Below are 22210 nucleotides of genomic sequence, written 5' to 3' on the forward strand. Positions count from 1 at the left end.
ACGAAGGGCTAATTTCAGGGAATGGAGAAACTGCAATGAAAACAATGATCGTGTGCGCGTTGGCGCTTTCCATTGGCTTGCCGGCCATAGCTTCGGCAGCCGAGGCCGATGTGGTTATCAGAACCCACCATCGACACCACAACAGCGTCAGGATCATCAATGAGGACGGTCAGCGCTTGCATCACCGCCGCCATGGCGAAGTTGCATTCTACGATCATGGCCGCCGGCATCATCGTCGGGACCTGGTCGTGGTGAGCCGGCATCATCGCCGAGACACCGTCGTCGTGACAGGCTCCGTTTCCACTCACCGTCACTATCGCCACCACCCCGTGGTCATCGAAAACGACGGCTACTGATCGCCCACTGCCTGCCCAAGCGAACACTAAAAGAAAGCCCGCCCCAGCGTCAGCCGGGACGGGCTTTCCCGTTTACCAGTCATTGTTTTGGTGCACTCGACGGACACCAACTTCGAGTGACCGAGAACGTTCCTGAGATTTGCGGGAACTCCCCGTGTGTTCATGTGGCGATGGGTTCGGCTCTGCGATGGGTTCCGCAGCGATCGGAAACTTTGACGAAGATCGCCGTCGGCTCTAGGTAGTTCGTTGCATATGATAGAGCCAGTGAACGGCGATGCCGGGGTGCGGACATGAATCTGATTTCAACGACAGCTTCGCCACCGGTTCTTGTGATTGCGCTGTTTCTCGTCGCCGGCTGTTCCTCGATCGGCCGAACCGTCGATCCGGCCAAATACGACAGCATGAGCTGCACGGAGCTCAACAGCGCGCTGGGAGGTATCGCTCGCGACATCTCGCAAACCGCGGTCACCCGCGGCAAGGTCGCCAACGCCAGCGTCCCGCGCTGGCTGCTGGGCGGCTCACGCGTGAAAACCGCGGTCACCGACCGTGAAACGGCCAGGATCGACCGGCTGAAGCAGCAGGAAGAGGCTCTTGTCAGCGCCAGGGCACGCAGATGCACCTCGTCATCGCAGTGAACTTGATCTCACCCGAGCGGGAGCACTTCAGGCGCTCAGCCTGAAGCGTGTGACGTCGATCGCGGCGGCCATCAGCGTCTGTGTGTAGACGTGCTGCGGATTGCTGAAGATCGCCTCCGTCGGCCCCTCCTCGACGATCTTGCCTTGCTTCATGACGATGATGTAGTCGGCCATGGCGCGCACGACCGAGAGATCGTGGCTGATGAAGAGGTAGGACAGTTCGTGGTCGGCCTGCAGCTTGCGCAGCAGTTCGACGATCTGCTTCTGCACCGAGCGGTCGAGGGCGGAGGTCGGTTCGTCCAGCACCACCAGCTTGGGCTTCAGGATCATGGCCCGGGCGATGGCGATGCGCTGCCGCTGCCCGCCGGAGAATTCGTGCGGGTAGCGGTTGCGGGCGTTGGGATCGAGGCCGACTTCGTTCAAGGCCTCGACCGCACGTTGATCGCGCTGCTTGCCCGACAGGTTCGGCTCATGCACCAGCAGCCCTTCGGTGATGACCTGGCCGACGGTCATGCGCGGCGACAGCGAACCGAACGGGTCCTGGAAGACCAGTTGCATCTCGCGCCGCAGCGGCCGCATCGCCTGACGGTCGGCAGTGGAAATGTCGCGATCGCCGAAACGGATGAGGCCGTCGCTCGGCAACAGCCGCAGCAAGGCGCGGCCGAGCGTCGACTTGCCCGATCCGGATTCACCGACAATGCCGATGGTCTGGTTGCGCTGCAGCCGGATCGAGATGTGGTCGACGGCGCGCAGCATCAGCGGCTCGCCAGCAAGAAACCCGCCGCCGATCCTGAATGTTACTTCGACATTCCTGCCTTCGAGCACCACCGGGGCATTGGCGGGCGGCGGCGCCTTGCTGCCGGTCGGTTCGGCCGCCAGCAACATTTTTGTATAGGCATGCTGCGGATTGACGAAGATGGCCTCCGCCTCCCCCTCCTCGACAACCTCACCCTGGCGCATGACATAGACGCGGTCGGCGAAGCGCCGCACGATGCCGAGATCGTGGGTGATGAAGACGATCGCCATGCCGAGCTTGCGTTGCAGCTCGGCCAGAAGCATCAGGATCTGCGCCTGGATGGTCACGTCGAGCGCCGTCGTCGGCTCGTCGGCGATCAGGATGTCCGGGTCGTTGGCAAGCGCCATGGCGATCATGACGCGCTGGCGCTGGCCGCCCGACATTTCGTGCGGATAGGATTTCATCCGCCGCTCGGGATCTGGGATGTGCACGAGGCGCAGCAGCTTGAGCGCCTCTTCGTTGGCCTCGGCGGCATTCAAACCCCGATGCCGGCGGATCGGTTCGATCAGCTGGTTGCCGATCGAATAGAGCGGATCGAGCGAGGTCATCGGCTCCTGGAAGATCATGCTGATCTTGGCGCCGCGGACCTTGTTCAGTTCGGATTTGCTCAATGTCAGAAGGTTGCGGCCGCGATAGTCGACACTACCGGTGGCTTCGCCATTCGATGCAAGCAGGCTCATCGCCGCCATCATCGTCTGGCTCTTGCCTGATCCGGATTCCCCAACCACGGCAACGGTTTCGCCCGCATTGACGTGGATGTTGATGCCCTTCACCGCCTCGACCGCGCCGTCGAGCGTGCGGAAGCGGACGCGGAGGTCCTTGACGCTGAGGATCGTTTCGGAAGCAGCCATCTTAGCGGTCCCCATCTTTATCGATCTCTCGGGTCGAGCGCGTCGCGCAGGCCGTCGCCGACGAAATTCAGGGCGAACAGCGTCGAGACGAGGAAGAAGGCGGGAAACAGGAGCAGCCAGTTGGCGGTGCCGATGTTCTTGGCGCCGACCGAGATCAGCACCCCCCAGCTGGTCATCGGCTCCTGCACGCCGAGCCCGAGGAACGACAGGAAACTCTCCAGGATGATGACCTGCGGCACCAGCAGCGTCATGTAGATCACCACGGGACCAAGCAGGTTGGGAATGACGTGGCGCAGCAGGATGCCGCGCTGGCCGACGCCCATGGCTTCCGCAGCCTGGACATATTCCTGGCGGCGGATCGACAGCGCCTGGCCGCGCACGATGCGGGCCATGTCGAGCCACAGCACGGCGCCTACGGCCAGGAACATCAGCACGAAGTTGCGGCCGAAGAACACCACCAGCATGATGACGAAGAAAATGAAGGGTAAGGAATAGAGCACATCGACGATGCGCATCATCACCTCGTCGACCTTGCCGCCGGCAAAGCCCGCCGCGGCGCCATAGACCACGCCGATGACCACCGCCACGACCCCGGCGAGCAGACCGATGGCCAATGAGATACGCCCGGCCATCAGCGTGCGCGACAGCAGATCGCGACCGGTGTTATCGGTGCCGAACAGGAAATACTGCTGCTTGACCGAGGCGCTCATCGTCACTTCGAGGCCGTCGGGCGACTTGCTATCGATCTTGGTGTCGTCAAAGGCGTCGGAACGGTCGAGATAGCGGATGTTGCGGTCGTCGATCGGCTTGGTCGACTTGACGGTGACGAAGACCTGGTTGCCTTCCTGCCGCCATTCCTTGATGTCGACCCGCATGCGCTTGATCGCTTCTGTGAGCGCCGTCTCGATCATCTCGGCCTTCGGATAGGCCGACAGGCTTGGCGGCATGCGCACATAGTCGGCATAGATGGTGGTGTATTGATGCGGCACAAACCAGGGCCCGAACACGCTGATGACACCGATCAGGGCAAGGTAATACAGACTGAACATGGCGGCGCGATTGGCCTTGAGGCGCGCCCAGGCGTCCGCCCAGAGCGAGCGGCCGATGACGGCGGGAGCCGTGGCTGCGATGTCAGTCATAGCGCACCCTCGGGTCGACGACCGCGTACATGACGTCGACGATCAGGTTGAAGACGATGGTGAAGATGGCGATCACCACCACCGTTCCCATCACCAGCGTGTAGTCGCGGTTGAGCGCGGCATCGACAAAATAGCGGCCGACGCCCGGAATGGAGAAAATCGTCTCGACGATGACCGAGCCGGTCAGCAGCGCCGCGGCTGCCGGGCCGGTGAAGGAGACGATCGGCAGGATGGCGCCGCGCAGCGCGTGCTTGACCACCACCGACCAGTCGGAGAGGCCGAGCGCGCGGGCTGTGCGGATATGATGGGACCGCAAGGATTCGATCATCGAGCCACGCATCAGCCGGGCGACGATGGCGATCTGCGGCAGGGCGAGCGTCAGCACCGGGCCGACCTTGTTGATGAAGGCGCCATCGCCCCATCCGCCGATCGGCAAGAGCTTCCAGGTCAGCCCGAACAGGAGCTGGATCACCGGTGCGATGACGAAGGTGGGGATGGTGCTGCCGGCGGTTGCCAGCGCAATCACCGCATAGTCGCCAAGCTTGTTCTGGTTTAGCGCGGCAACGGTGCCGAGCACGGAACCGAGCAGAAGTGCAAGGATGAGCGCCGAGGCGCCGAGCTGAACCGAAATGGGCAGCCCCTTGGCGAACAGTTCGGTGACAGTGAAATCCGGCATGTTGTAGCTCGGGCCGAAATTGCCGCGCAGCAGATTGCCGAGATAGTGGACAAATTGCAGCCAGAGCGGGTCGTTGAGGCCGAACTGGGCTTCAAGATTGGCCCTGATCTCGGGGCTTAGTCCCCGCTCCTGGTTGAATGGACCACCTGGCGCGACGCGCATCAGGAAAAACGCCATGGTCACGATGACGAATAGCGTCGGAATGGCGGTCAAAAGCCGCCTTAGTACATATCGCAGCATCGGTGCCCCGCTTGATCCAGAGCAGCGCGCGTCCAGCTGGACGATTGCGCTCTAGCTTTCAAATCTTCGCACCGACATGCCGAAAATCGATTCCGGTTCCCGGGCCGATGCGATGGCAAACCAGCGCCGCCGCGCATTCAATGCGCGGCGGCTTGGCCAGGGATCAGTCCTTGCTGACGAAGCGCGACGGATGCACATCCATCACGTTGTCGACGAAGCCATGCAGCTTCGAGGAAACGATATCGTGGTAGCTGTAGTAGAGGAGCGGAATCTGGCCGACGTCGTCGACGAGGATGCGCTCGGCGTCGGCGAGTTCCTTCATGCGCTCTTCGGGCTTGCCGCCGGCGGCTGCAGCCTTGTCCATGGCCGCTTCGTATTTCGGGCTGTTGTAGTCCGAATAGTTGTTGCCGCTGGCCTTGCGCGAGATGCCGAGGAAGGTTTCCGGATCCTTGTAGTCGGCGATCCAGGCGGCACGCGCCACGTCATAGTTGCCCTTCTGCTCGAGGAAGGAGTAGTGGGTCTTGGTGTCGGTGTTGAGCAGCGTCACCTCGACGCCAAGCGGCTTCAGCTGTTCCTGGATGGCGACCGCGGTGTTCTTGTGGTTTTCCGAGGTGTTGTAGCGGATCTCCATCTTCAACGGATGCTCTGGCGTATAGCCGAGTTTTTCAAGGACCTTCTTGGCTGCGTCCTCGCGGTCGATCTGCGGCATCTCGGCATACTTGGCCATTGCCGGCGTGTAGCCCTCAATGCCGGGAGGCACCATCGAATAGCCAGGCAGCATCGAGTTCTGCCAGACCTTCTCGGCGATGAAATCGCGGTCGATCGCCATCGAGATGGCGTTGCGCAGCTCGACATTGTCCCAAGGCGCCTTGTCGGTCTTGATCGCATAGTAGTAGGTGCCGAGATACGGCCCGACGTGGATCTGATCGCCAAACTTGGTCTTGAGGTCCGCGAGCTGTTCCGTCGGCAGATCGTCGTAGCTGTCGAGTTCGCCGGCCTCGAAGCGCTTCATTGCCGATGAGCGGTCTTCGGTCGGAATGTAGTTGACCACGTCGAACTTGACGCTCGCGGCGTCCCAGAATTTCGGATTCTTGACCAGCTTCATGTGGTCGTTGGGAACCCACTCAGCCAGCGTATAGGCGCCGTTGGACACCAGATTGCCCGGCTTGATCCAGTCGGCGCCGAGCTTTTCGATGGAGGCCTTGCTGACCGGATAGGTCGCCTGGTGGGTGAGCATCTCGAGGAAGTAAGGCGTCGGCGCCTTCAGCGTCACCTCCAGAGTGTTGGCGTCGATCGCCTTGACGCCCATGTCCTCCGGCTTGCCCTTCTTGGTGTTGACTTCCTCGGCGTTCTTCACGGGATAGAGCATGGAGGCATATTCGGCGCCGGTCGCCGGATCTTCCAGGCGATGGAAGGCGTAGACGAAGTCTTCTGCCGTCACCGGGCTGCCGTCCGACCACTGGCCGTCCTTGCGCAGCTTGAACGTATAGACGGTGCCGTCGTCCGATACCGTCCAGCTCTCGGCGGCACCTGGAATGAGGTTGGCCTTCTGGTCCTGCATGACCAGGCCCTGGAACAGGTCGCGCAAGACATTGGCTTCATAGACGGTCGAAGTCTTGTGCGGATCGACCGATTCCGATTCGGCGGCGGTGCCACGGTTATAGACGCTCTCGGCGAAAGCCGGCGTGTAGAAGGCGCCTGCGGCCAGCGTCATGGTGGTGGCGAACACAGTCGCCTTCAGCATGTTTTTCAGCATGAAGTTCTCCCTGTCGGCGCTGCCGTCGGCGCGCCTTTGAGTGTTGACGCCCCGGAGCCGATATCTGACCCCTTTGAGCGCGCCGCCGGTTCCCTTCCTGCGGCTGGTGCCCAGACACTAACGCGGAGAATTTTTATTTCAACAGACTCTCTGGGTCACCCAAAGTAAGGCGGGACGAAAACTGTATCGTGACGGCCGAAACACCAGCCGAAACCAGAAGCTTGACTTGGTTTCCTCATCTCGACGCCATTCTTCGCCGGGAACATGTGGCCGCGCCCGTTTGCCGGAATGTGTTAATGCGTTCTTAAGCAACCAGAGGTTACATTACAGCTACCTTCTATACGATTCTATCTCAGACGCGTGGCAGTCATGAGTACCCGGTCAAGTAAATCAATAAGAATCCGGCAGATAACGCGGAAATTTCAAGAAGAATCCGGCACTTCGGCGGTTGAGTTTGCCTTGCTCTCGCCCATCTTCATCCTCCTTCTGCTCGGAATGGTTGCATACGGTATATATTTTGGCGCCGCAAACTCGATCCAGCAGATCGCGGCGGATGCGGCCCGCACCGCAATCGCCGGACTGAACCAGACCGAGCGCCAGACGCTGGTCGCCAGCTTCGTGACCAACAATGCCGGCGGATATCCCTTCGTGGATGCCAGCAAGTTGACCTACCAGGCCAACGACAGCACGGCCGACGGAAGCCAGTTCGTAGTGTCCATCCAGTACGATGCCCGCAACCTGCCGATCTGGAATCTCTTCCCGGGCATCGCCATGCCGGGCAGTACGATCAAGCGCCAGTCAACGATAAGGGTCGGGGGCATCTGAATGCTGCTGCGGGCGTGCAATGCGATCGGCCGGCTCGCCCGATCGATGCTGGCCGACAGACAGGCGAATTTCGCCGTGATGACGGCCTTGAGCGCGCCGGTCGCGCTGGCGCTGGCTGCCGTGGCCATCGACGAAGCCTCGATCTATGCCGAGCGCCGCGAAGCCCAGGCAATGGTGGACCTTGCTGCGATCACGGCCGCCTCGAACATCACCAACGTCGACACCGCTGTCGTGACCACGCTGACCGACAACGGCATGCCGGGCGTAGTCGTTCAAAGCTCGGGACAAACGATCGCGCCGGCCGTCGGCAAAACCGTCGTGTCGGTCACGCCCGGGCGCTACGCCGCATCAACCGCCAATGTCAGCCAACGCTTCCAGTCCGGCGTAACGCCCTACAATGCCGTCCATGTCACCTTGAAGAAGATCCCTGCGCGCTATTTCGCGAGTTCGCTGCTCCCCACTCCCGTCATCGGCACAGAGGCCACCGCCAGCATGACGCCGCAGGCGACGTTCTCGGTTGGGTCGAGGTTGCTGAGCGTCAACGGCGGCATTCTCAACTCGCTCCTCAGCGGGCTGCTCGGCGGCAACATCTCGCTCAGCGTCATGGACTACAACGGGTTGATCTCGGCCGATGTCAGCGTGCTCTCGTTCATAAACGGTCTTGCCACACAATTGAGCCTGACCGGCGTCACCTATTCGGACGTGCTGGCATCGAAAGCGACCGTCGGCCAGATCGCCACCGCCATGGCCAACGTGCCCGGGCTTGGCAACACGGCCAAGCTTGCGCTGCAGACGATCGCCACGAAATCGACCAGCACTTTCAAGATCCCGCTCAACAAGCTCGTCGATCTCGGCTCCGTCGGCAGCCTGGCCCTCGGGCAAAGGCCAGCCGGCCTTGGAGTGGACGCCAGCGCCATGGGCATGCTGACCGCTGCCGCCGTGCTGGCGAACGGCACCAACCAGGCCCAGGTCAATCTCGGCGCCACCGTTCCCGGGCTTCTGTCCACGGCGCTTACCATTGCCATTGGCGAGCCGATGCAATCCTCGCCATGGCTCGCGGTCGATGGCATCGGAACCGTGGTGCGCACCGCCCAGACGCGCATCAAACTCGTGGCCAGCGTCGGGGTCGGCACGCCCGGTCTCGGCGGCGGTATCAGCCTGCTGGCCGTCAATCTGCCGCTCAATGTGGAAGTCGCCTATGCCGAAGCCAAACTGACCGACATCACCTGTCCGACCGGGCCTTCCAGCATCAATGTTTCCATTGCAGCGCACCCGGGTATCGCTTCGCTGCATCTGGCCAACAGCAACAGTTCAGGCTTCGGCGACTTCAGTCAGCCGCAGTCGTTCACCGACGCAGAGATCGCGGATGTCAGCCTCCACCTGCTGCTGATCAACATTCCGCTGATACAGGTGATGGGTTCCGCCGCCACCGCGATCACCAACAACAGCCCGACGACGCTGACCTTCAATGCCACCGACATCGCCAACAAGACGGTCAAGACCGTTTCGACGCGCAACATCTCGCAGTCGCTGACCACCTCGCTGGTCAACAACCTGTCGCTTTCGGTCAATGCGCTCGGTCTCGGGATCGATCTGACCGCCCTGCTCGCAACGGTCAAGCCAGCAGTCGTGGCCGTGCTGAACGGCGTAACGGCGCCGGTCGACGACCTGCTCTACAACGTGCTTTCGGCGCTCGGTGTCGGCGTCGGCCAGGCTGATGTGCGTGTCACCGGTGCGACCTGCGGGCGCGCGGTTCTCGTTCAATAAGGCATCAGCAGCCCAAGCGGGATCACTTGCCTCGCAAGCGGCGGCTGAGACGCGAAATCAGCTCAGTTGACCAAGGAAACAGCCGAGTGCCGGCAGCGAGATCTGGCTCTCTTCAACAACCCCGGTGCCACCGTCAATAGCCACGACAGCTCCGGTATCCGGCGGCAACGGCCAATACGCCGGCTCCTCGGCGAAGTTGAAGACGCAGAGAAGTTTCTCACCGCCGTCTTCGCGGATGAAGGCGAGAATTTCGTCTTCCGCGTCGAGAAACCGGATCGAACCGCCGACCAGTGCCGGATGGCCCCTGCGCAAAGCGAGCATCGTCCGATAGAAGGCGAGCACCGAGGCCGTGTCGGCGTTCTGGACATCGACGGCGCGGGCGCGGTGGCTGGCCGGTATCGGCAGCCACGGCTTGCCGGTGGAAAAGCCCGCATTGTCGGCACCGGCTTCCCAGACCATCGGCGTGCGACACCCGTCCCTGCCCTTGACGCCTGGCCAGAAGCGGATGCCGACGGGATCGCGCAGATCCTCGAAGGCGAGTTCCGCCTCCTCCAGGCCGAGTTCCTCGCCCTCGTAGAGGCAGATCGATCCGCGCAGGCAGGAGAGCAGCATGATCGAGAATCTTGCGACCGTGTCCGGATCGCTGCCCGGCCTCGTCCAGCGGCTGACATGGCGCACCACGTCATGGTTGGAAAACGCCCAGCAGACCCAGCCGTCGGACACGGCTGCCTCGAAGGCTTCGACGCAGCCCCGCACATGCGCCGCCGAGAATTGTGGGCCAAGCAGATCAAAGGTGTAACACATATGCAGCTTGTCGCCGCCAGTGGTGTAGGCGGCGAGCGTCTGCAGCGAGCGGCCTTCATCGCCGATCTCGCCGACGGCGGCGCGGTCCTCATACTCGTCGAGCAGCGCCCTGAAACGCTTGAGGAACGCCAGGTTTTCCGGCTGCGTCTTGTCGAACAGATGTTCCTGGTAGAGGTAGGTGTTGGTCTCGCTGTTGGTGCCTGCCACGCTTGACGCCAGGGGTGGATTGCTGCGCAGCCAGCGGTCGTGGACATAGTAGTTGACCGTGTCGAGCCGAAAGCCGTCGACGCCACGCTCCAGCCAAAACCGCACCGTTTCCAGAAGCGCATCCTGGACCTCCGGATTGTGAAAATTCAAATCCGGCTGAGAGGCGAGGAAATTGTGCATGTAGTATTGCCGGCGGGTCGAATCCCACTCCCAGGCCGGGCCACCGAAGACGGAGAGCCAGTTGTTGGGCGCGCCGCCGTCTGGCTTCGTATCTGCCCAGACGTACCAGTCGGCCTTGGGGTTGTCGCGGCTGGCGCGGCTTTCGACGAACCATTCGTGCTTGTCGGATGAGTGCGACAGCACCTGGTCGATGATGACTTTCAGGCCGAGCCGGTGCGCCTCGGCGACCAGCGCATCGAAATCCTCGATGCCGCCGAACATCGGATCGACGGCGCAATAGTCCGACACGTCGTAGCCCATGTCGGCCATCGGCGACTTGAAGAAGGGCGACAGCCAGATGGCGTCGACACCAAGGGAGGCGACATGCTCCAGACGGTCGGCGATGCCGCGCAGATCGCCGCTGCCGTCGCCGGTCGTATCCTGGAAGGAGCGCGGATAGATCTGATAGATGACGCAGCCACGCCACCACCCGATCCGGTCACCTGCCGCCATTGCGCTTCTCCCTTGTGCCGGCCTGTGCGGCTGCGTGTTCAATCATGAAGGTCACCGTCCGCCCCGAGACCGGCCGCTCGATGTCGGCCGCCTCAGCCGTTTCGATGGCCGGCTCCCAGAAAAATCCCTCGCGCGGCGGCAGCGTGAACATGCAGGCCCGACGATCGCCGTTGATGAGCACCGCAAGACGGCGTTCGTCATCGTTTGCACCGCCCAGGATCAAGACCAGGCGGTGCCGCTGCGGGTCCTGCCAGCTTTGTTCGTCGAGCGGCGCGCCTGTTTCGGCCAGCCATGCGACGTCCGGTATGTTGGAATCTGCTAGTGGCTGGCCTGTGAGGAAGCGCGTGTCGGAAAGCGCCGGCACCGTTCGGCGCAGCGTCGAAAGCAGCGCCGTGTAATGCTCGAGCGCCTGGTCGCGCCCGGCCCAGTCGAGCCAGGTGATCGCGTTGTCCTGCGCATAGGCGTTGTTGTTGCCCAGCTGGCTGCGGCCGAATTCGTCGCCGGCCGTCAGCATGATGGTGCCGCGCGAGGCAAACAAGGTGGCGAGCAGCGCGTGCTGATCGTTGAGGCGCGCCATGGCTACGGCCGGCTTGTCCGTATCGCCTTCCACGCCGTTGTTCCAGGACAGGTTTTCATTGTGGCCGTCACGGTTCTGCTCGCCATTGGCCTGGTTGTGCTTGCGCTCGTAGCGCACGATGTCGGCCAGGGTCATGCCGTCATGGGCGGCGATGAAATTGACCGTGCGGCTGGCGCTTTGTCCGTTTGCGGCAAACACATCGGACGAACCAGCAAGCCGGGTCGCCAGTGGGCCGACCATGCCGGCGTCGCCGCGCCAGAAGCGCCTGATATCATCGCGATATTTGTCGTTCCATTCGAGGAAAGGCGGCGGAAAATTCCCGAGCTGATAGCCATCCGGACCGATGTCCCAAGGTTCGGCGATCAGCACGCGATCGGCCAGCAGCGCGTCCTCGCCCATCGCCTTCAGCAACGGCGCCTCGGCGTCGAACTGCCCTTCGACCCGTCCCAGAATGGGCGCCAGGTCGAAGCGGAAACCATCGACGCCGGCATCACGGACGAAATGGCGAAGCGTGTCGAGGACCATCTCCCCAGCGATCGGGTGGTCGCATGCCACCGTGTTGCCCGTCCCGGTGTCGTTGGCCAGCCTGCCGTCCGGCGTGTGCCGGTAATAGGCCTGGTTGTCAAAGCCGCGCAGCGACAGCGTCGGCCCAAGCCGGTCGCTCTCGCCGGTGTGGTTGAAGACAAGATCCAAAATGACGCCGATGCCGGCCTGCCGCAGCGCGGCGACCGCGTTTCGCAATTCCATGATGCCGCCCGGTGCGAGGCGTGGATCAAGCGCCATGAACGTGACGGGATTGTAGCCCCAGGCGTTGCGCAGCCCGAGAGGCGGCAGGTGCCGTTCATCGATCGACGCCGTCACCGGCATCAGTTCGACAGCACCGACGCCGAGCTTTTTCAGGTGCTCGATAACCACGGGATGGGCGAGAGCAGAGATCGTGCCGCGCAGCTTTTCGGGAATGTCCGGATGCAGCATGGTGAAGGCGCGCACCGGCACTTCGTAGATCAGGCCGCCGGGCTGGAACAGCGGCGGCGTAGCCGGCACGGGTTTTGGCAAGGCTGCGGCAACCGCCTTCGGCATCAGCGGCGCGGTATCGAGGCCCTCGCCCCTTCGCCGGGTCAGCCGCCAGTCATAGGCGTACGGCCTGTCGATTTCGACGGCGTAGGGATCGATCAGCATTTTTTCGGGGTCGAACCACAGGCCGCGATCCGGCGCATAGTCGCCATCGGCGCGAAACCCGTAGCGGGTACCGGGGCCAAGACCGGCGACAAACAGCGCATTCACGCCCTCGCCTTCCGGCTGCAGCTCAAGCCGTCCGATTTCCCGGTTGCCCTGCTCGTCAAAAATCGAGACCCAGAGCCGGCGGGCGGCCTGCGACCATGCGGCAAAGCGAATGCCGCCCTCCGAAACAAGTCCGCCAAATCGCGGCCGCTGGTCGGCCGGCATCGCAGATTTCATTAAGTGATGACACTCGGCTTGGCGCGGCCGGTATGGCTGCGAATCCCTGCAATATCATCGGCCGCCGATATCAGATCGGCAAGGGCGGCCTGGGTATCGAGGTCGTGCCTCGACTTGTCCGGCTCGTAGCGCTCGATATAGACGCGCAAAGTCGCGCCCGACGTGCCGGTGCCCGAAAGCCTGAAGACGACGCGCGAACCGCCCTCGAACAGCACCCTGATGCCCTGGTGTTCGCTGGTCGAACCATCGACCGGATCGTGATAGGCAAAGTCGTCCGCACTGGCGATCGTCATGCCGCGCACCTTGGTGCCCGGCAACGAGCCGAGCTTGGCGCGGAGTTCGTCGATCAGCGCGTTGGCACGGTCACTCTCGACCTCCTCATAATCGTGGCGCGAATAGTAATTGCGCCCATAGGTCGCCCAATGCTCGGTGACGACCTGCTTACAGCTTTCGCCGCGCGCGGCAAGGATGTTGAGCCACAGCAGCACCGCCCACAGGCCGTCCTTTTCGCGGACATGGTTGGAGCCGGTTCCGGCACTTTCCTCGCCGCAGATCGTCGCCATGTCGGCGTCGAGCAGGTTGCCGAAGAACTTCCAGCCGGTCGGAGTTTCATAGATGCCGATGCCGAGTTTTTCGGCGACGCGATCGGCCGCGCCGCTGGTCGGCATCGAGCGGGCGATGCCCTTCAGGCCTTCGCTGTAGCCGGGCGCCAGGCGGGCGTTGGCGGCAAGCATGGCGACCGAATCTGACGGGGTGACGAAAATGCCCTTGCCGATGATCAGGTTGCGATCGCCGTCGCCGTCGGAGGCGGCGCCGAAATCTGGCGCGTCCGGCCCCATCATCTCGTCATAGAGATGCTTGGCATGGACGAGGTTGGGGTCCGGATGGTGACCCCCGAAATCGGGCAATGGCTTGAAGTTGCGGCAGGTGCCGTTGGGCGCGCCAAGCCGGTTTTCCAGTATCTCCTTGGCGTAGGGGCCGGTCACCGCGTGCATGGCGTCGAAGCGCATGCGAAAGCCGTATTTGAAATTGGCGCGGATGGCGTCGAAATCGAACAGGCTTTCCATCAGCTCGGCATAGTCGGCGACCGGATCGATGATCTCGACCGTCATGCCGCCGGCCTTGACCGTGCCGATCTTGTCGATGTCGATCGCCTCGATATCGGTGGTCTTGAAGCTCGCAATCGTCTTGGTCTTTTCGAAGATCGCGTCGGTCAGCTTTTCCGGCGCCGGACCGCCATTGCCGGCATTGTACTTGATGCCGAAATCCTCGTGCGGGCCGCCCGGATTGTGGCTGGCCGATAGGATGATGCCGCCGAAGGTCTTGTATTTGCGGATGACGTGCGAGGCGGCCGGCGTCGACAGGATGCCGCCCTGCCCAACCATCACCTTGCCGAAGCCGTTGGCGGCGGCCATGGCGATCGCCTTCTGGATGACCTCGCGGTTGTAGAAGCGGCCATCGCCGCCGATCACCAGGGTCTTGCCCTTGAACCCGTCGAGCGCGTCGAAGATCGACTGGATGAAGTTCTCGGCATAGTGCTCCTGCTGGAACACCGGCACCTTCTTGCGCAGTCCCGACGTGCCGGGTTTCTGGTCGGAATAGGGTTTGGTGGGGACGGTCCGTATCATGCTTCAGGCAACCCTTTTCGAAAGCAACAAGCGATAGAGTTCGACATATTTTTCGGCGCTCTTGTCCCATGACACTTCGGCTTTCATGCCCTGGCGCTGCAGCGATTCCCAGACCGCCGGGCTGGCATGTGCATCCACGAGACGGCGAATGGCGTGCAGCAAGGCGCCGGCATTGTTGGGCGCGAACTGGAAGCCGGTCGCAACGCCGGCCGAGACGGCGGCCTCGTTGGCATCGATGACCGTATCGGCCAGGCCGCCGGTGCGGGCAACCACAGGCACGCAGCCATAGCGCAGGCCGTAAAGCTGCGTCAGCCCGCACGGTTCGAAGCGCGAGGGAATGACAATGGCGTCGCAGCCGCCTTGCATGATGTGCGATAGCCCTTCGTCATAGCCGATGACGACGCCGATACGGCCGCGGTGCCTGGCCGCGGCGGCAAGCAGCGCGCCTTCGAGGCCGGCATCGCCCGAACCCAGGATGGCCAGCCGCGCGCCCCTGGCAACGATGCCGTCGACGACCATTGCCAGTATGTCCATACCCTTTTGCCAGGTCAGGCGGCTGATGACGCAGACGATCGGGCTGTCGTCGCGCTCGAGGCCGAAGCGGTCCTCCACGGCAGCCTTGTTGGGCGCGCGCGCCTTCAGCGTCGCCGCCGTATAGGCGGAGACCAGATGCTTGTCGGTTTCCGGGTCCCAGATGCCGGTGTCGATGCCGTTGACGATGCCATAGAGATCGCTGGAGCGCATGTTGATGAGGCCGTCGAGACCCATGCCGAACTCCGCCGAGCGGATCTCCTGCGCGTAGGTCGGACTGACCGTGGTGATTGCCCAGGCCGCCTGCAGGCCGGCCTTGAGGAAGCCGACGCCGCCATAATATTCGACGCCGTCGAGCGCCATCGCCACCGCCGGCAAGCCAAGCTCGCCGAAGATGCCGGCGCCGAACTGGCCCTGGAAGGCAAGGTTGTGGACGGTCATCATGGAGGGGACGCCGACCGCCTTGCCGTAGCGCATGTAAGCCAGCGTCATCGCCGACTGCCAGTCATGGGCATGGACGATGTCGGGCTGATAGCCCGAGATGGCACCGCCGGCGATGTCGCCGCCAACCTGGCTCAGCGCCGCGAAACGCCGCCAATTGTCGGGCCAGTCGACGCCGGTCGCATTGCCATAGGGGCCGCCGGGACGGTCGAACAGATGCGGCGCGTCGAGCACGAACAGTTCTAGCCCGGCGAGCTGGACGGAATGGACGGAGGCCTTGGCGCCCTGCAGCAAGGGATATTGCAGAACGGCCTTCTTTTTCTTGAAGGCCGCCATCACGGTCGGAAAGCCGGGAATGAGCGTGCGCATGGTCACGCCCTTGGCCGCCAGCGCGATGGGCAGCGCACCGGTCACGTCGGCAAGCCCGCCGGTCTTGATCAGCGGAAAAATCTCGGGCGTGACCGACAGAACCTGCATGCGCCTACAATCCGATCCTGTCTGTCCTAGAGCCCTTTGTCTTGACCCAATTCCGGACGGAAAACCGTTTCACACTTTTCCTGGAATTGCTCTAAAGCGCCAGCTTGTCGATCATATCCTGAGTGACCAGGCAGATGCCCTTTTCAGAAACACGGAAGCGCTTGGCGTCGAGGACGGGGTCTTCGCCGACCACCAGCCCTTCCGGTATCCTAACACCATGGTCGATGACGACGCGCTTCAACTTTGCGTTCCGGCCGACATGAACGTCGGGCAGCATCACCACTTCTTCCAGCGTCGAATAGGAATTGATGCGCGCACCGGTGAAGATCAGGCTTCTCTTCAGCGAGGCCCCCGAGACGATGCAATCGCCCGAGACCAGCGAGGAAACGGCGGAGCCGCGGCGGCCATCCTCGTCATGCACGAACTTTGCCGGCGGCTTCAATTCGGCATAGGTCCAGATCGGCCAGTCGCGGTCGTAGAGGTCGAGTTCCGGCGTGATGTCGGTCAAATCGATGTTGGCTTCCCAATAGGCGTCGACCGTTCCGACATCGCGCCAGTAAGCCTCGTTCTCGGCGGTCGAACGGACGCAGGACTTGGCGAAGCGGTGGGCGATAGCCTTACCGTGCTGGACGATGTAGGGAATGATGTCCTTGCCGAAGTCGCGGCTGGAGCCCGGCTCGGCGGCGTCGCGGCGCAGCTGCTCCATCAGGAACTTGGTCTTGAACACGTAGATGCCCATCGATGCCAGGGCGAACTCCGGCCTGTCGGGAATGCCAGGCGGATCGGCGGGCTTTTCGACGAAGGCGATGATGTTGTCCTTGGCGTCGACATGCATGACGCCGAAGCCGACGGCTTCCATGCGCGGCACTTCGAGGCAGCCGACGGTGACGTCGGCATTGGCGTCGACGTGCTGGCGAAGCATCAACTCGTAGTCCATCTTGTAGATGTGGTCGCCGGCGAGGATGACCATGTATTCGGGCCCGTAGGCCTCGATGATGTCGATGTTCTGGTAAACCGCGTCGGCCGTGCCCTCATACCACTGCGTTTCCGAGACGCGCTGGCTGGCCGGCAGGATGTCGAAACTCTCGTTTCGTTCGGGCCGCAGGAAGTTCCAGCCGCGCTGCAGATGGCGGATCAGTGAATGCGCCTTGTACTGGGTGGCGACGCCGAGGCGGCGAATGCCGGAATTGAGCGCGTTGGAGAGCGCGAAGTCGATGATGCGCGTCTTGCCGCCGAAATAGACGGCCGGCTTGGCGCGTCGGTCGGTCAGTTCCTTGAGGCGGCTGCCACGGCCGCCGGCCAGTACATAGGCCATGGCATCGCGCGCCAGCGGCTGGGTCCGTTTCAACTCTGCCATTTCTACCCTCCCAAGTTACTCAGTCTCGACATGTTACCCAGTTTCGGGGCTCAGTCCGCAACCAGTTCGAGCATGATCGTCGACAGCGGCGGCAGAAGCATCGTTGCCGAGATGCCTCCTCCCTCCGCCCGCGCCTCGACCATGCCGCCATTGCCCTTGCCGGAACCGCCATATTCCGAAGCGTCGGTGTTGATGATTTCGCGCCAGTTTCCGGCCGTCGGTAACGGCACGCGATAATTGTCGCGCGGCACCGGCGTGAAATTGCAGATGACAGCCACCGGGCTGCCACCCGGTGCGCTGCGCAGCCACGCAAAAACCGAATTCTGGCTGTCGTCGACGATCAGCCAGGAAAACCCTTCCGGTTCGCAATCGCGGCCATGCAGCGCCGGGCGCGAACGGTAGAGATAGTTGAGGTCGCGCACCGTCTGCCAGACGCCGCGATGCGGGCGGAACTCAAGCAGGTTCCAGTCGAGCGCGCGTGCCTCGCTCCATTCGCGGCGCTGCGCGAACTCCTGCCCCATGAACAGCAGCTTCTTGCCGGGATATCCCCACATGAAGGCGTAATAGGCGCGCAGCGTCGCGAATTTCTGCCAGTCGTCGCCGGCCATCTTGCCAAGCAGCGTGCCTTTGCCGTGCACCACCTCGTCATGCGAGAGCGGCAGCACGAAATTCTCCGAGAAGGCGTAGGTCAGGCCGAAGGTGAGATCGTTGTGGTGGTGCTTGCGAAAAATCGGCTCCTTGGAGAAATACTCCAGCGTGTCGTGCATGAAGCCCATGTTCCACTTGAAGCCGAAGCCCAGCCCCCCTTCATGCACCGGTGCCGAGACCTTCGGCCACGATGTCGATTCCTCGGCGATGGTCATCACGCCTGGATGGTGGCCGTAGACCTCCTTGTTCATCTTCTGCAGGAAGGTGACCGCCTCGAGGTTCTCGCGGCCGCCCTTTTCGTTGGGGATCCATTCGCCCTGCTTGCGCGAATAGTCGAGGTAGAGCATCGAGGCGACCGCATCGACGCGAAGCCCGTCGACATGATATTTCTCGGCCCAGAACAACGCGTTGTTGACAAGGAACGACACCACCTCGCGGCGGCCGAAATTGTAGATCGCGGTGTTCCAGTCGGGATGAAAACCCTTGCGCGGATCGGCGTGCTCATAGAGCGCGGTGCCGTCGAAATGAACAAGGCCGTGCTCGTCGACCGGAAAATGCGCCGGCACCCAGTCGAGAATGACACCGACGCCGGCGCGGTGGGCGCCATCGACGAAGCGGGCAAAGCCGTCCGGATCGCCGAAGCGGGCCGACGGCGCATAGAGTCCGGTTGTCTGATAACCCCAGGACGGATCGTAGGGGTGTTCGGAGATCGGCATGAACTCGATGTGGGTAAAGCCGGTCTCGACTGCATAAGGGATCAGCCGGTCGGCCAGTTCGTCCCATGACAGGAACGTACCGTCGTCGCGAAGCTGCCAGGACCCGGCATGGACCTCGTAGATCGAGATGGCTTCGCGCCGATGATCGGCATCGCGCCAGAAACTGCGATGGGCCTCGTCGCCCCACGGATGCGCCGGCGGCACCGCGGTCACCGAGGCGGTCGCCGGACGCAATTCGGACTTGAAGGCGAACGGATCGGCTTTCAGCGGCAGCCTGACGCCATCGGGGCCGATGATCTCGTATTTGTAGGGCCGGCCGGCGCCGATATCGGGAATGAACACTTCCCAGATGCCGGTGTCGCGGCGGTCCCGCATCGAATGCCGGCGGCCGTCCCATTCGTTGAAATCGCCGACCACCGAGACGCGCCGCGCGTTGGGAGCCCAGACGGCGAAATGCACGCCCGTGGCGCCCTCGTGCTCGATGACATGCGCGCCGATTTTGTCGAACAGCCTGAGATGCGAGCCCTCGGCGATGTAGTAATCGTCCATCGGCCCGAGCACTGGACCAAACGAATAGGGATCCGTCAGCCACCAGTCGCCGCCGGCGTTCCTGGCATGATAGCGCAGCGGCTGACGCTTACGGATAGACAGCTTGCCTTCGAAAAACCCACCGTCGTCGCGCCTCGACAGTTCACCGGCGATGTTGCCGGTCAGCGTATAGGCGGTGACGAACTCCGCATGCGGGACAAAGCAGCGGGCAAACAGGCTCTTGCCGACCTCATGGACGCCAAGGATAGCGAAGGGATCGCCATGCGTGCCGGCAACAATCGCCGCGACATCGCTGGCTGCCGCCAGTCCGTCCGGCCCGCTTGTCGCAGCGGTCGCGCGCGGCTTCTTCATCAGGCAGTGTCCCTCCCCGGGCACGACTCTTTGCTCTTGTGCATGTCTTTATCCCAAAACCGCCAGGCACTTTTGGGCGACATGCACCAAGTCTTTGTTTTTGTGCATGTCGTTGTCCCAAAACCGCTATGCACTTTTGGGCGACATGCACAGGACCACATTGTTCGCGGCCTCATGCAATCACATCAGACAGGCACGTTCCAGATTTCTTTCGCATATTGGCGGATCGTGCGATCGGAGGAGAACCAGCCGACACGCGCAACGTTGCGGATTGCCTTGGCGTACCAGTCGGGACTGTTGCGCCAGACGGCATCGACGTCGCGCTGCGTCGCGGTGTAGGTGTCGAAATCGGCAGCGACCATGAACCAATCGCTCTGATAGAGACCGTTGATCAAGTCGCGGTAACGCTCCGGATCGTCCGGCGAGAAGACGCCCGACGATACGGCCGCCACTGCCTGTGCCAGTTCGGGCGATGCTTCGATCACAGCGCGCGGGTTGTAGCCATTGTTGCGCCGCTCGGCGACCTCGGCCGTGGTCAGGCCGAAGATGAAGATGTTGTCGTCGCCGACGCACTCTTTGATCTCGACATTGGCGCCGTCAAGCGTGCCGATGGTCAGCGCGCCGTTCAGCGCGAACTTCATGTTGCCGGTGCCCGACGCTTCCATGCCGGCGGTCGAGATCTGCTCGGAAAGGTCGGCTGCCGGCATCATGATCTCGGCCAAGCTGACATTGTAGTTCGGCACGAACACCACCTTCAGCAACCCGCGCACGGCCGGGTCGCGGTTGATGACCTTGGCGACGTCGTTGGCGAGTTTGATGATCAGCTTGGCGTTGTGATAGCTGGGTGCCGCCTTGCCGCCGAAGAATTTTACGCGCGGCATCCAGTCACGCTCGGGGTGCGAGCGGATCTGGTCGTAGAGCGCGATCGCTTCGAGGATGTTGAGGAGCTGGCGCTTGTATTCATGGATGCGCTTGACCTGGATATCGAACAGCGCCGACGGATCGACCTTGATGCCGAGCCGGTCGGCGACGAGATTGGCCAGCCGTACCTTGTTGGCACGCTTGACGGCGGCGAACTTGTCGCGAAAGGCGGCATCGTCGGCGAAAACATCGAGACCCTTAATGGCGTCGATGTCGTCGAGAAAGCGGTCACCTATCGCCTCGCGGGCGAGCGACGTCAGCCCAGGATTGCATTGGATCAGCCAGCGCCTCGGCGTGATGCCGTTGGTCTTGTTGTTGATGCGGTCGGGGTAAAGCTTGTGGAGGTCGGCAAACACCGTCTCCTTCATCAATTCCGTATGCAACGCCGAGACGCCGTTGATCGAGTGCGAGCCGACAAAGGCCAGGTTGCCCATGCGCACACGGCGGTCGCCGTTTTCCTGGATCAGCGAGATGCGGGTGATCTGCTCATCCGAGAACTGGTTGGAGGCACGCGCCTCCAGGAGCACTTCAGCATTGATGGCATAGACGATCTGCATATGACGCGGCAAAAGCCGTTCGAACAGCGGCACCGGCCAGCTTTCCAGCGCCTCGGGCAGCAGCGTGTGGTTGGTGTAGCCGAAGGTGCGCTTGGTGATGCTCCAGGCCTGGTCGAAGTCCATGCCGTGGACGTCCATCAGCAGACGCATCAGCTCCGGCACGGCGATAGCAGGATGGGTGTCGTTGAGATGGATCGCCGCCTTGTCGGGCAGCGACAGCAGATCGCCATACTGGCTGAGATGACGTTGCAGGATGTCCTGCAACGAGGCGGTCGAGAAGAAGTACTCTTGCCGCAGCCGCAGCTCCTGCCCGGCCTTGTGCGAATCCGCCGGATAGAGCACGCGCGATAAGGCGTCGGCCTTGTTGCTTTCGGCGAGCGCGCCGATGTGGTCGCCGGCATTGAACTTGTCGAGCAGGATCGGATCGACCGGCATGCCCGACCACAGCCGCAGCGTGTTGACGCGGTTGGCCCGCCAGCCAACGACGGGCGTATCATAGGCGACGGCCAGGACGTGCTCGGTCGGCTTCCAGACATGGCGCTCAAGCCGGCCGTCCTTCGAGGTGATCGATTCCACCGAACCGCCGAAACCGACCTCGAAGGAGCGTTCGCGGCGTTCGAACTCCCAGGAATTGCCGTGATCAAGCCAGGTCTCAGGCAGTTCGACTTGCCAGCCGTCGTGAATCTCCTGGCGGAACATGCCGTTGGCGTAGCGGATGCCATAGCCATGCGCTGGAATGTCGACAGTTGCCATGCTTTCCATGAAGCAGGCCGCGAGCCGTCCGAGACCGCCATTGCCGAGCGCCGCGTCGGGCTCGAGCGCGGCGATGAGGTCGAGGTCGACCCCAAGCGACGACAGCGCCTTGCGCATGTTGTCCATCAGGCCGAGATTGGAGAAGGCATCGCGCATCAGCCGGCCGATGAGAAATTCCAGCGACAGGTAATAGACGCGCTTTTCCTGCTGGGCGTAGGCCTCCTGTGTCGCCTGCATCCAGTGATCGACGACGCGGTCGCGAACGACCTTGATGGATGCGGTCAGCCAGTCGTGCTGAGTGGCAACGGACGTGCCCTTGCCGACCCGGTATTTGAGGGCCATCAAGACTTCTCTTGCGAGCGTCTCCGGGTCAGGATTTTCGAGAAGTGGCGGGAGGGGTTCGGATGTCATCGCGCTCGTCATGCTGCCTCTCGTGCGGTTGCCATGATCATAACGGCTTTCATAGTTCCTCCCAGCCTATGCTAGCCGATACCGCCGCATGTTCAATCGATTTAGATGGGC

At 62.5% G+C, this 22210-nt stretch carries 15 protein-coding genes; 4 read left to right on the forward strand and 11 right to left on the reverse strand.

Annotated features, from left to right (window positions below; genetic code table 11):
• Window positions 1-35: 35 nt before the first annotated feature.
• Window positions 36-356, forward strand: a complete 321-nt coding sequence (locus AC1DZU_RS08220) for a hypothetical protein (protein ID WP_477283507.1) — start codon at window positions 36-38, stop codon at window positions 354-356.
• A 290-nt stretch (window positions 357-646) separates the two neighbouring features.
• Window positions 647-991, forward strand: coding sequence for a hypothetical protein (locus AC1DZU_RS08225; RefSeq protein WP_477283509.1), 345 nt, complete (start codon window positions 647-649; stop codon window positions 989-991).
• Window positions 992-1018: 27 nt separating this feature from the next.
• On the opposite strand, the gene AC1DZU_RS08230 is transcribed toward AC1DZU_RS08225, so the two are convergent.
• The 4 genes from AC1DZU_RS08230 to AC1DZU_RS08245 form a co-directional block, all read right to left on the reverse strand.
• Window positions 1019-2638, reverse strand: a complete 1620-nt coding sequence (locus tag AC1DZU_RS08230) for an ABC transporter ATP-binding protein (RefSeq protein WP_477283511.1) — start codon at window positions 2636-2638, stop codon at window positions 1019-1021.
• Window positions 2639-2655: 17 nt separating this feature from the next.
• A complete protein-coding gene (locus AC1DZU_RS08235; protein ID WP_477283513.1) occupies window positions 2656-3777 on the reverse strand; it encodes an ABC transporter permease in 1122 nt (373 codons plus the stop codon).
• The gene (locus tag AC1DZU_RS08240) at window positions 3770-4693 is read right to left on the reverse strand and encodes an ABC transporter permease subunit (protein WP_477283515.1); all 924 of its coding nucleotides are present in this window, start codon (window positions 4691-4693) and stop codon (window positions 3770-3772) included. The genes AC1DZU_RS08235 and AC1DZU_RS08240 overlap by 8 nt, the downstream gene beginning before the upstream one ends.
• 163 nt (window positions 4694-4856) lie before the next feature.
• Window positions 4857-6449: a peptide ABC transporter substrate-binding protein gene (locus AC1DZU_RS08245; protein ID WP_477283517.1), complete on the reverse strand. Its 1593-nt coding sequence runs from the start codon at window positions 6447-6449 to the stop codon at window positions 4857-4859.
• A gap of 369 nt (window positions 6450-6818) precedes the next feature.
• Here AC1DZU_RS08245 and AC1DZU_RS08250 point away from each other — a divergent pair, with 369 nt between their 5' ends.
• Entirely contained in the window at window positions 6819-7274 is a 456-nt protein-coding gene (locus tag AC1DZU_RS08250) for a TadE family protein (RefSeq protein WP_477283519.1), read from the forward strand.
• The gene (locus AC1DZU_RS08255; RefSeq protein WP_477283521.1) at window positions 7275-9041 is read left to right on the forward strand and encodes a hypothetical protein; all 1767 of its coding nucleotides are present in this window, start codon (window positions 7275-7277) and stop codon (window positions 9039-9041) included.
• A 57-nt stretch (window positions 9042-9098) separates the two neighbouring features.
• Here the strand turns inward: AC1DZU_RS08255 and bglA are convergent, their stop codons facing one another.
• From bglA to AC1DZU_RS08290, 7 genes are all read right to left on the reverse strand, one after another.
• Window positions 9099-10724, reverse strand: a complete 1626-nt coding sequence (gene bglA / locus AC1DZU_RS08260) for a beta-galactosidase BglA (protein WP_477283523.1) — start codon at window positions 10722-10724, stop codon at window positions 9099-9101.
• Complete coding sequence (gene glgX, locus AC1DZU_RS08265) at window positions 10711-12747, reverse strand: glycogen debranching protein GlgX (protein WP_477283525.1); 2037 nt, start codon at window positions 12745-12747, stop codon at window positions 10711-10713. Before glgX ends, bglA begins: the two co-directional genes overlap by 14 nt.
• Before the next feature lie 11 nt (window positions 12748-12758).
• Entirely contained in the window at window positions 12759-14387 is a 1629-nt protein-coding gene (locus AC1DZU_RS08270; RefSeq protein ID WP_477283527.1) for an alpha-D-glucose phosphate-specific phosphoglucomutase, read from the reverse strand.
• A gap of 3 nt (window positions 14388-14390) precedes the next feature.
• Window positions 14391-15836 (reverse strand): glycogen synthase GlgA, encoded by a 1446-nt coding sequence (gene glgA / locus AC1DZU_RS08275; RefSeq protein WP_477283530.1) that lies wholly within the window; start codon window positions 15834-15836, stop codon window positions 14391-14393.
• 91 nt (window positions 15837-15927) lie between these two features.
• On the reverse strand, window positions 15928-17193 hold the full coding sequence (gene glgC, locus AC1DZU_RS08280) for a glucose-1-phosphate adenylyltransferase (RefSeq protein ID WP_477283532.1): 1266 nt from the start codon (window positions 17191-17193) through the stop codon (window positions 15928-15930).
• Window positions 17194-17243: 50 nt separating this feature from the next.
• Window positions 17244-19457: a 1,4-alpha-glucan branching protein GlgB gene (gene glgB / locus AC1DZU_RS08285; protein WP_477283534.1), complete on the reverse strand. Its 2214-nt coding sequence runs from the start codon at window positions 19455-19457 to the stop codon at window positions 17244-17246.
• A gap of 185 nt (window positions 19458-19642) precedes the next feature.
• A complete protein-coding gene (locus AC1DZU_RS08290; RefSeq protein WP_477283536.1) occupies window positions 19643-22111 on the reverse strand; it encodes a glycogen/starch/alpha-glucan phosphorylase in 2469 nt (822 codons plus the stop codon).
• Between the last annotated feature and the right edge of the window lie 99 nt (window positions 22112-22210).

This window comes from Mesorhizobium sp. P2_A12 (assembly GCF_056405075.1).

What these genes read in the sequence shown, in the direction of transcription:
- AC1DZU_RS08220 (WP_477283507.1), top strand. Translation starts at nt 36, where the DNA reads ATGAAAACAATGATCGTGTGCGCGTTGGCGCTTTCCATTGGCTTGCCG.
- AC1DZU_RS08225 (WP_477283509.1), top strand. Translation starts at nt 647, where the DNA reads ATGAATCTGATTTCAACGACAGCTTCGCCACCGGTTCTTGTGATTGCG.
- AC1DZU_RS08230 (WP_477283511.1), bottom strand. Translation starts at nt 2,638, where the DNA reads ATGGCTGCTTCCGAAACGATCCTCAGCGTCAAGGACCTCCGCGTCCGC.
- AC1DZU_RS08235 (WP_477283513.1), bottom strand. Translation starts at nt 3,777, where the DNA reads ATGACTGACATCGCAGCCACGGCTCCCGCCGTCATCGGCCGCTCGCTC.
- AC1DZU_RS08240 (WP_477283515.1), bottom strand. Translation starts at nt 4,693, where the DNA reads ATGCTGCGATATGTACTAAGGCGGCTTTTGACCGCCATTCCGACGCTA.
- AC1DZU_RS08245 (WP_477283517.1), bottom strand. Translation starts at nt 6,449, where the DNA reads ATGCTGAAAAACATGCTGAAGGCGACTGTGTTCGCCACCACCATGACG.
- AC1DZU_RS08250 (WP_477283519.1), top strand. Translation starts at nt 6,819, where the DNA reads ATGAGTACCCGGTCAAGTAAATCAATAAGAATCCGGCAGATAACGCGG.
- AC1DZU_RS08255 (WP_477283521.1), top strand. Translation starts at nt 7,275, where the DNA reads ATGCTGCTGCGGGCGTGCAATGCGATCGGCCGGCTCGCCCGATCGATG.
- bglA (WP_477283523.1), bottom strand. Translation starts at nt 10,724, where the DNA reads ATGGCGGCAGGTGACCGGATCGGGTGGTGGCGTGGCTGCGTCATCTAT.
- glgX (WP_477283525.1), bottom strand. Translation starts at nt 12,747, where the DNA reads ATGCCGGCCGACCAGCGGCCGCGATTTGGCGGACTTGTTTCGGAGGGC.
- AC1DZU_RS08270 (WP_477283527.1), bottom strand. Translation starts at nt 14,387, where the DNA reads ATGATACGGACCGTCCCCACCAAACCCTATTCCGACCAGAAACCCGGC.
- glgA (WP_477283530.1), bottom strand. Translation starts at nt 15,836, where the DNA reads ATGCAGGTTCTGTCGGTCACGCCCGAGATTTTTCCGCTGATCAAGACC.
- glgC (WP_477283532.1), bottom strand. Translation starts at nt 17,193, where the DNA reads ATGGCAGAGTTGAAACGGACCCAGCCGCTGGCGCGCGATGCCATGGCC.
- glgB (WP_477283534.1), bottom strand. Translation starts at nt 19,457, where the DNA reads ATGAAGAAGCCGCGCGCGACCGCTGCGACAAGCGGGCCGGACGGACTG.
- AC1DZU_RS08290 (WP_477283536.1), bottom strand. Translation starts at nt 22,111, where the DNA reads ATGACGAGCGCGATGACATCCGAACCCCTCCCGCCACTTCTCGAAAAT.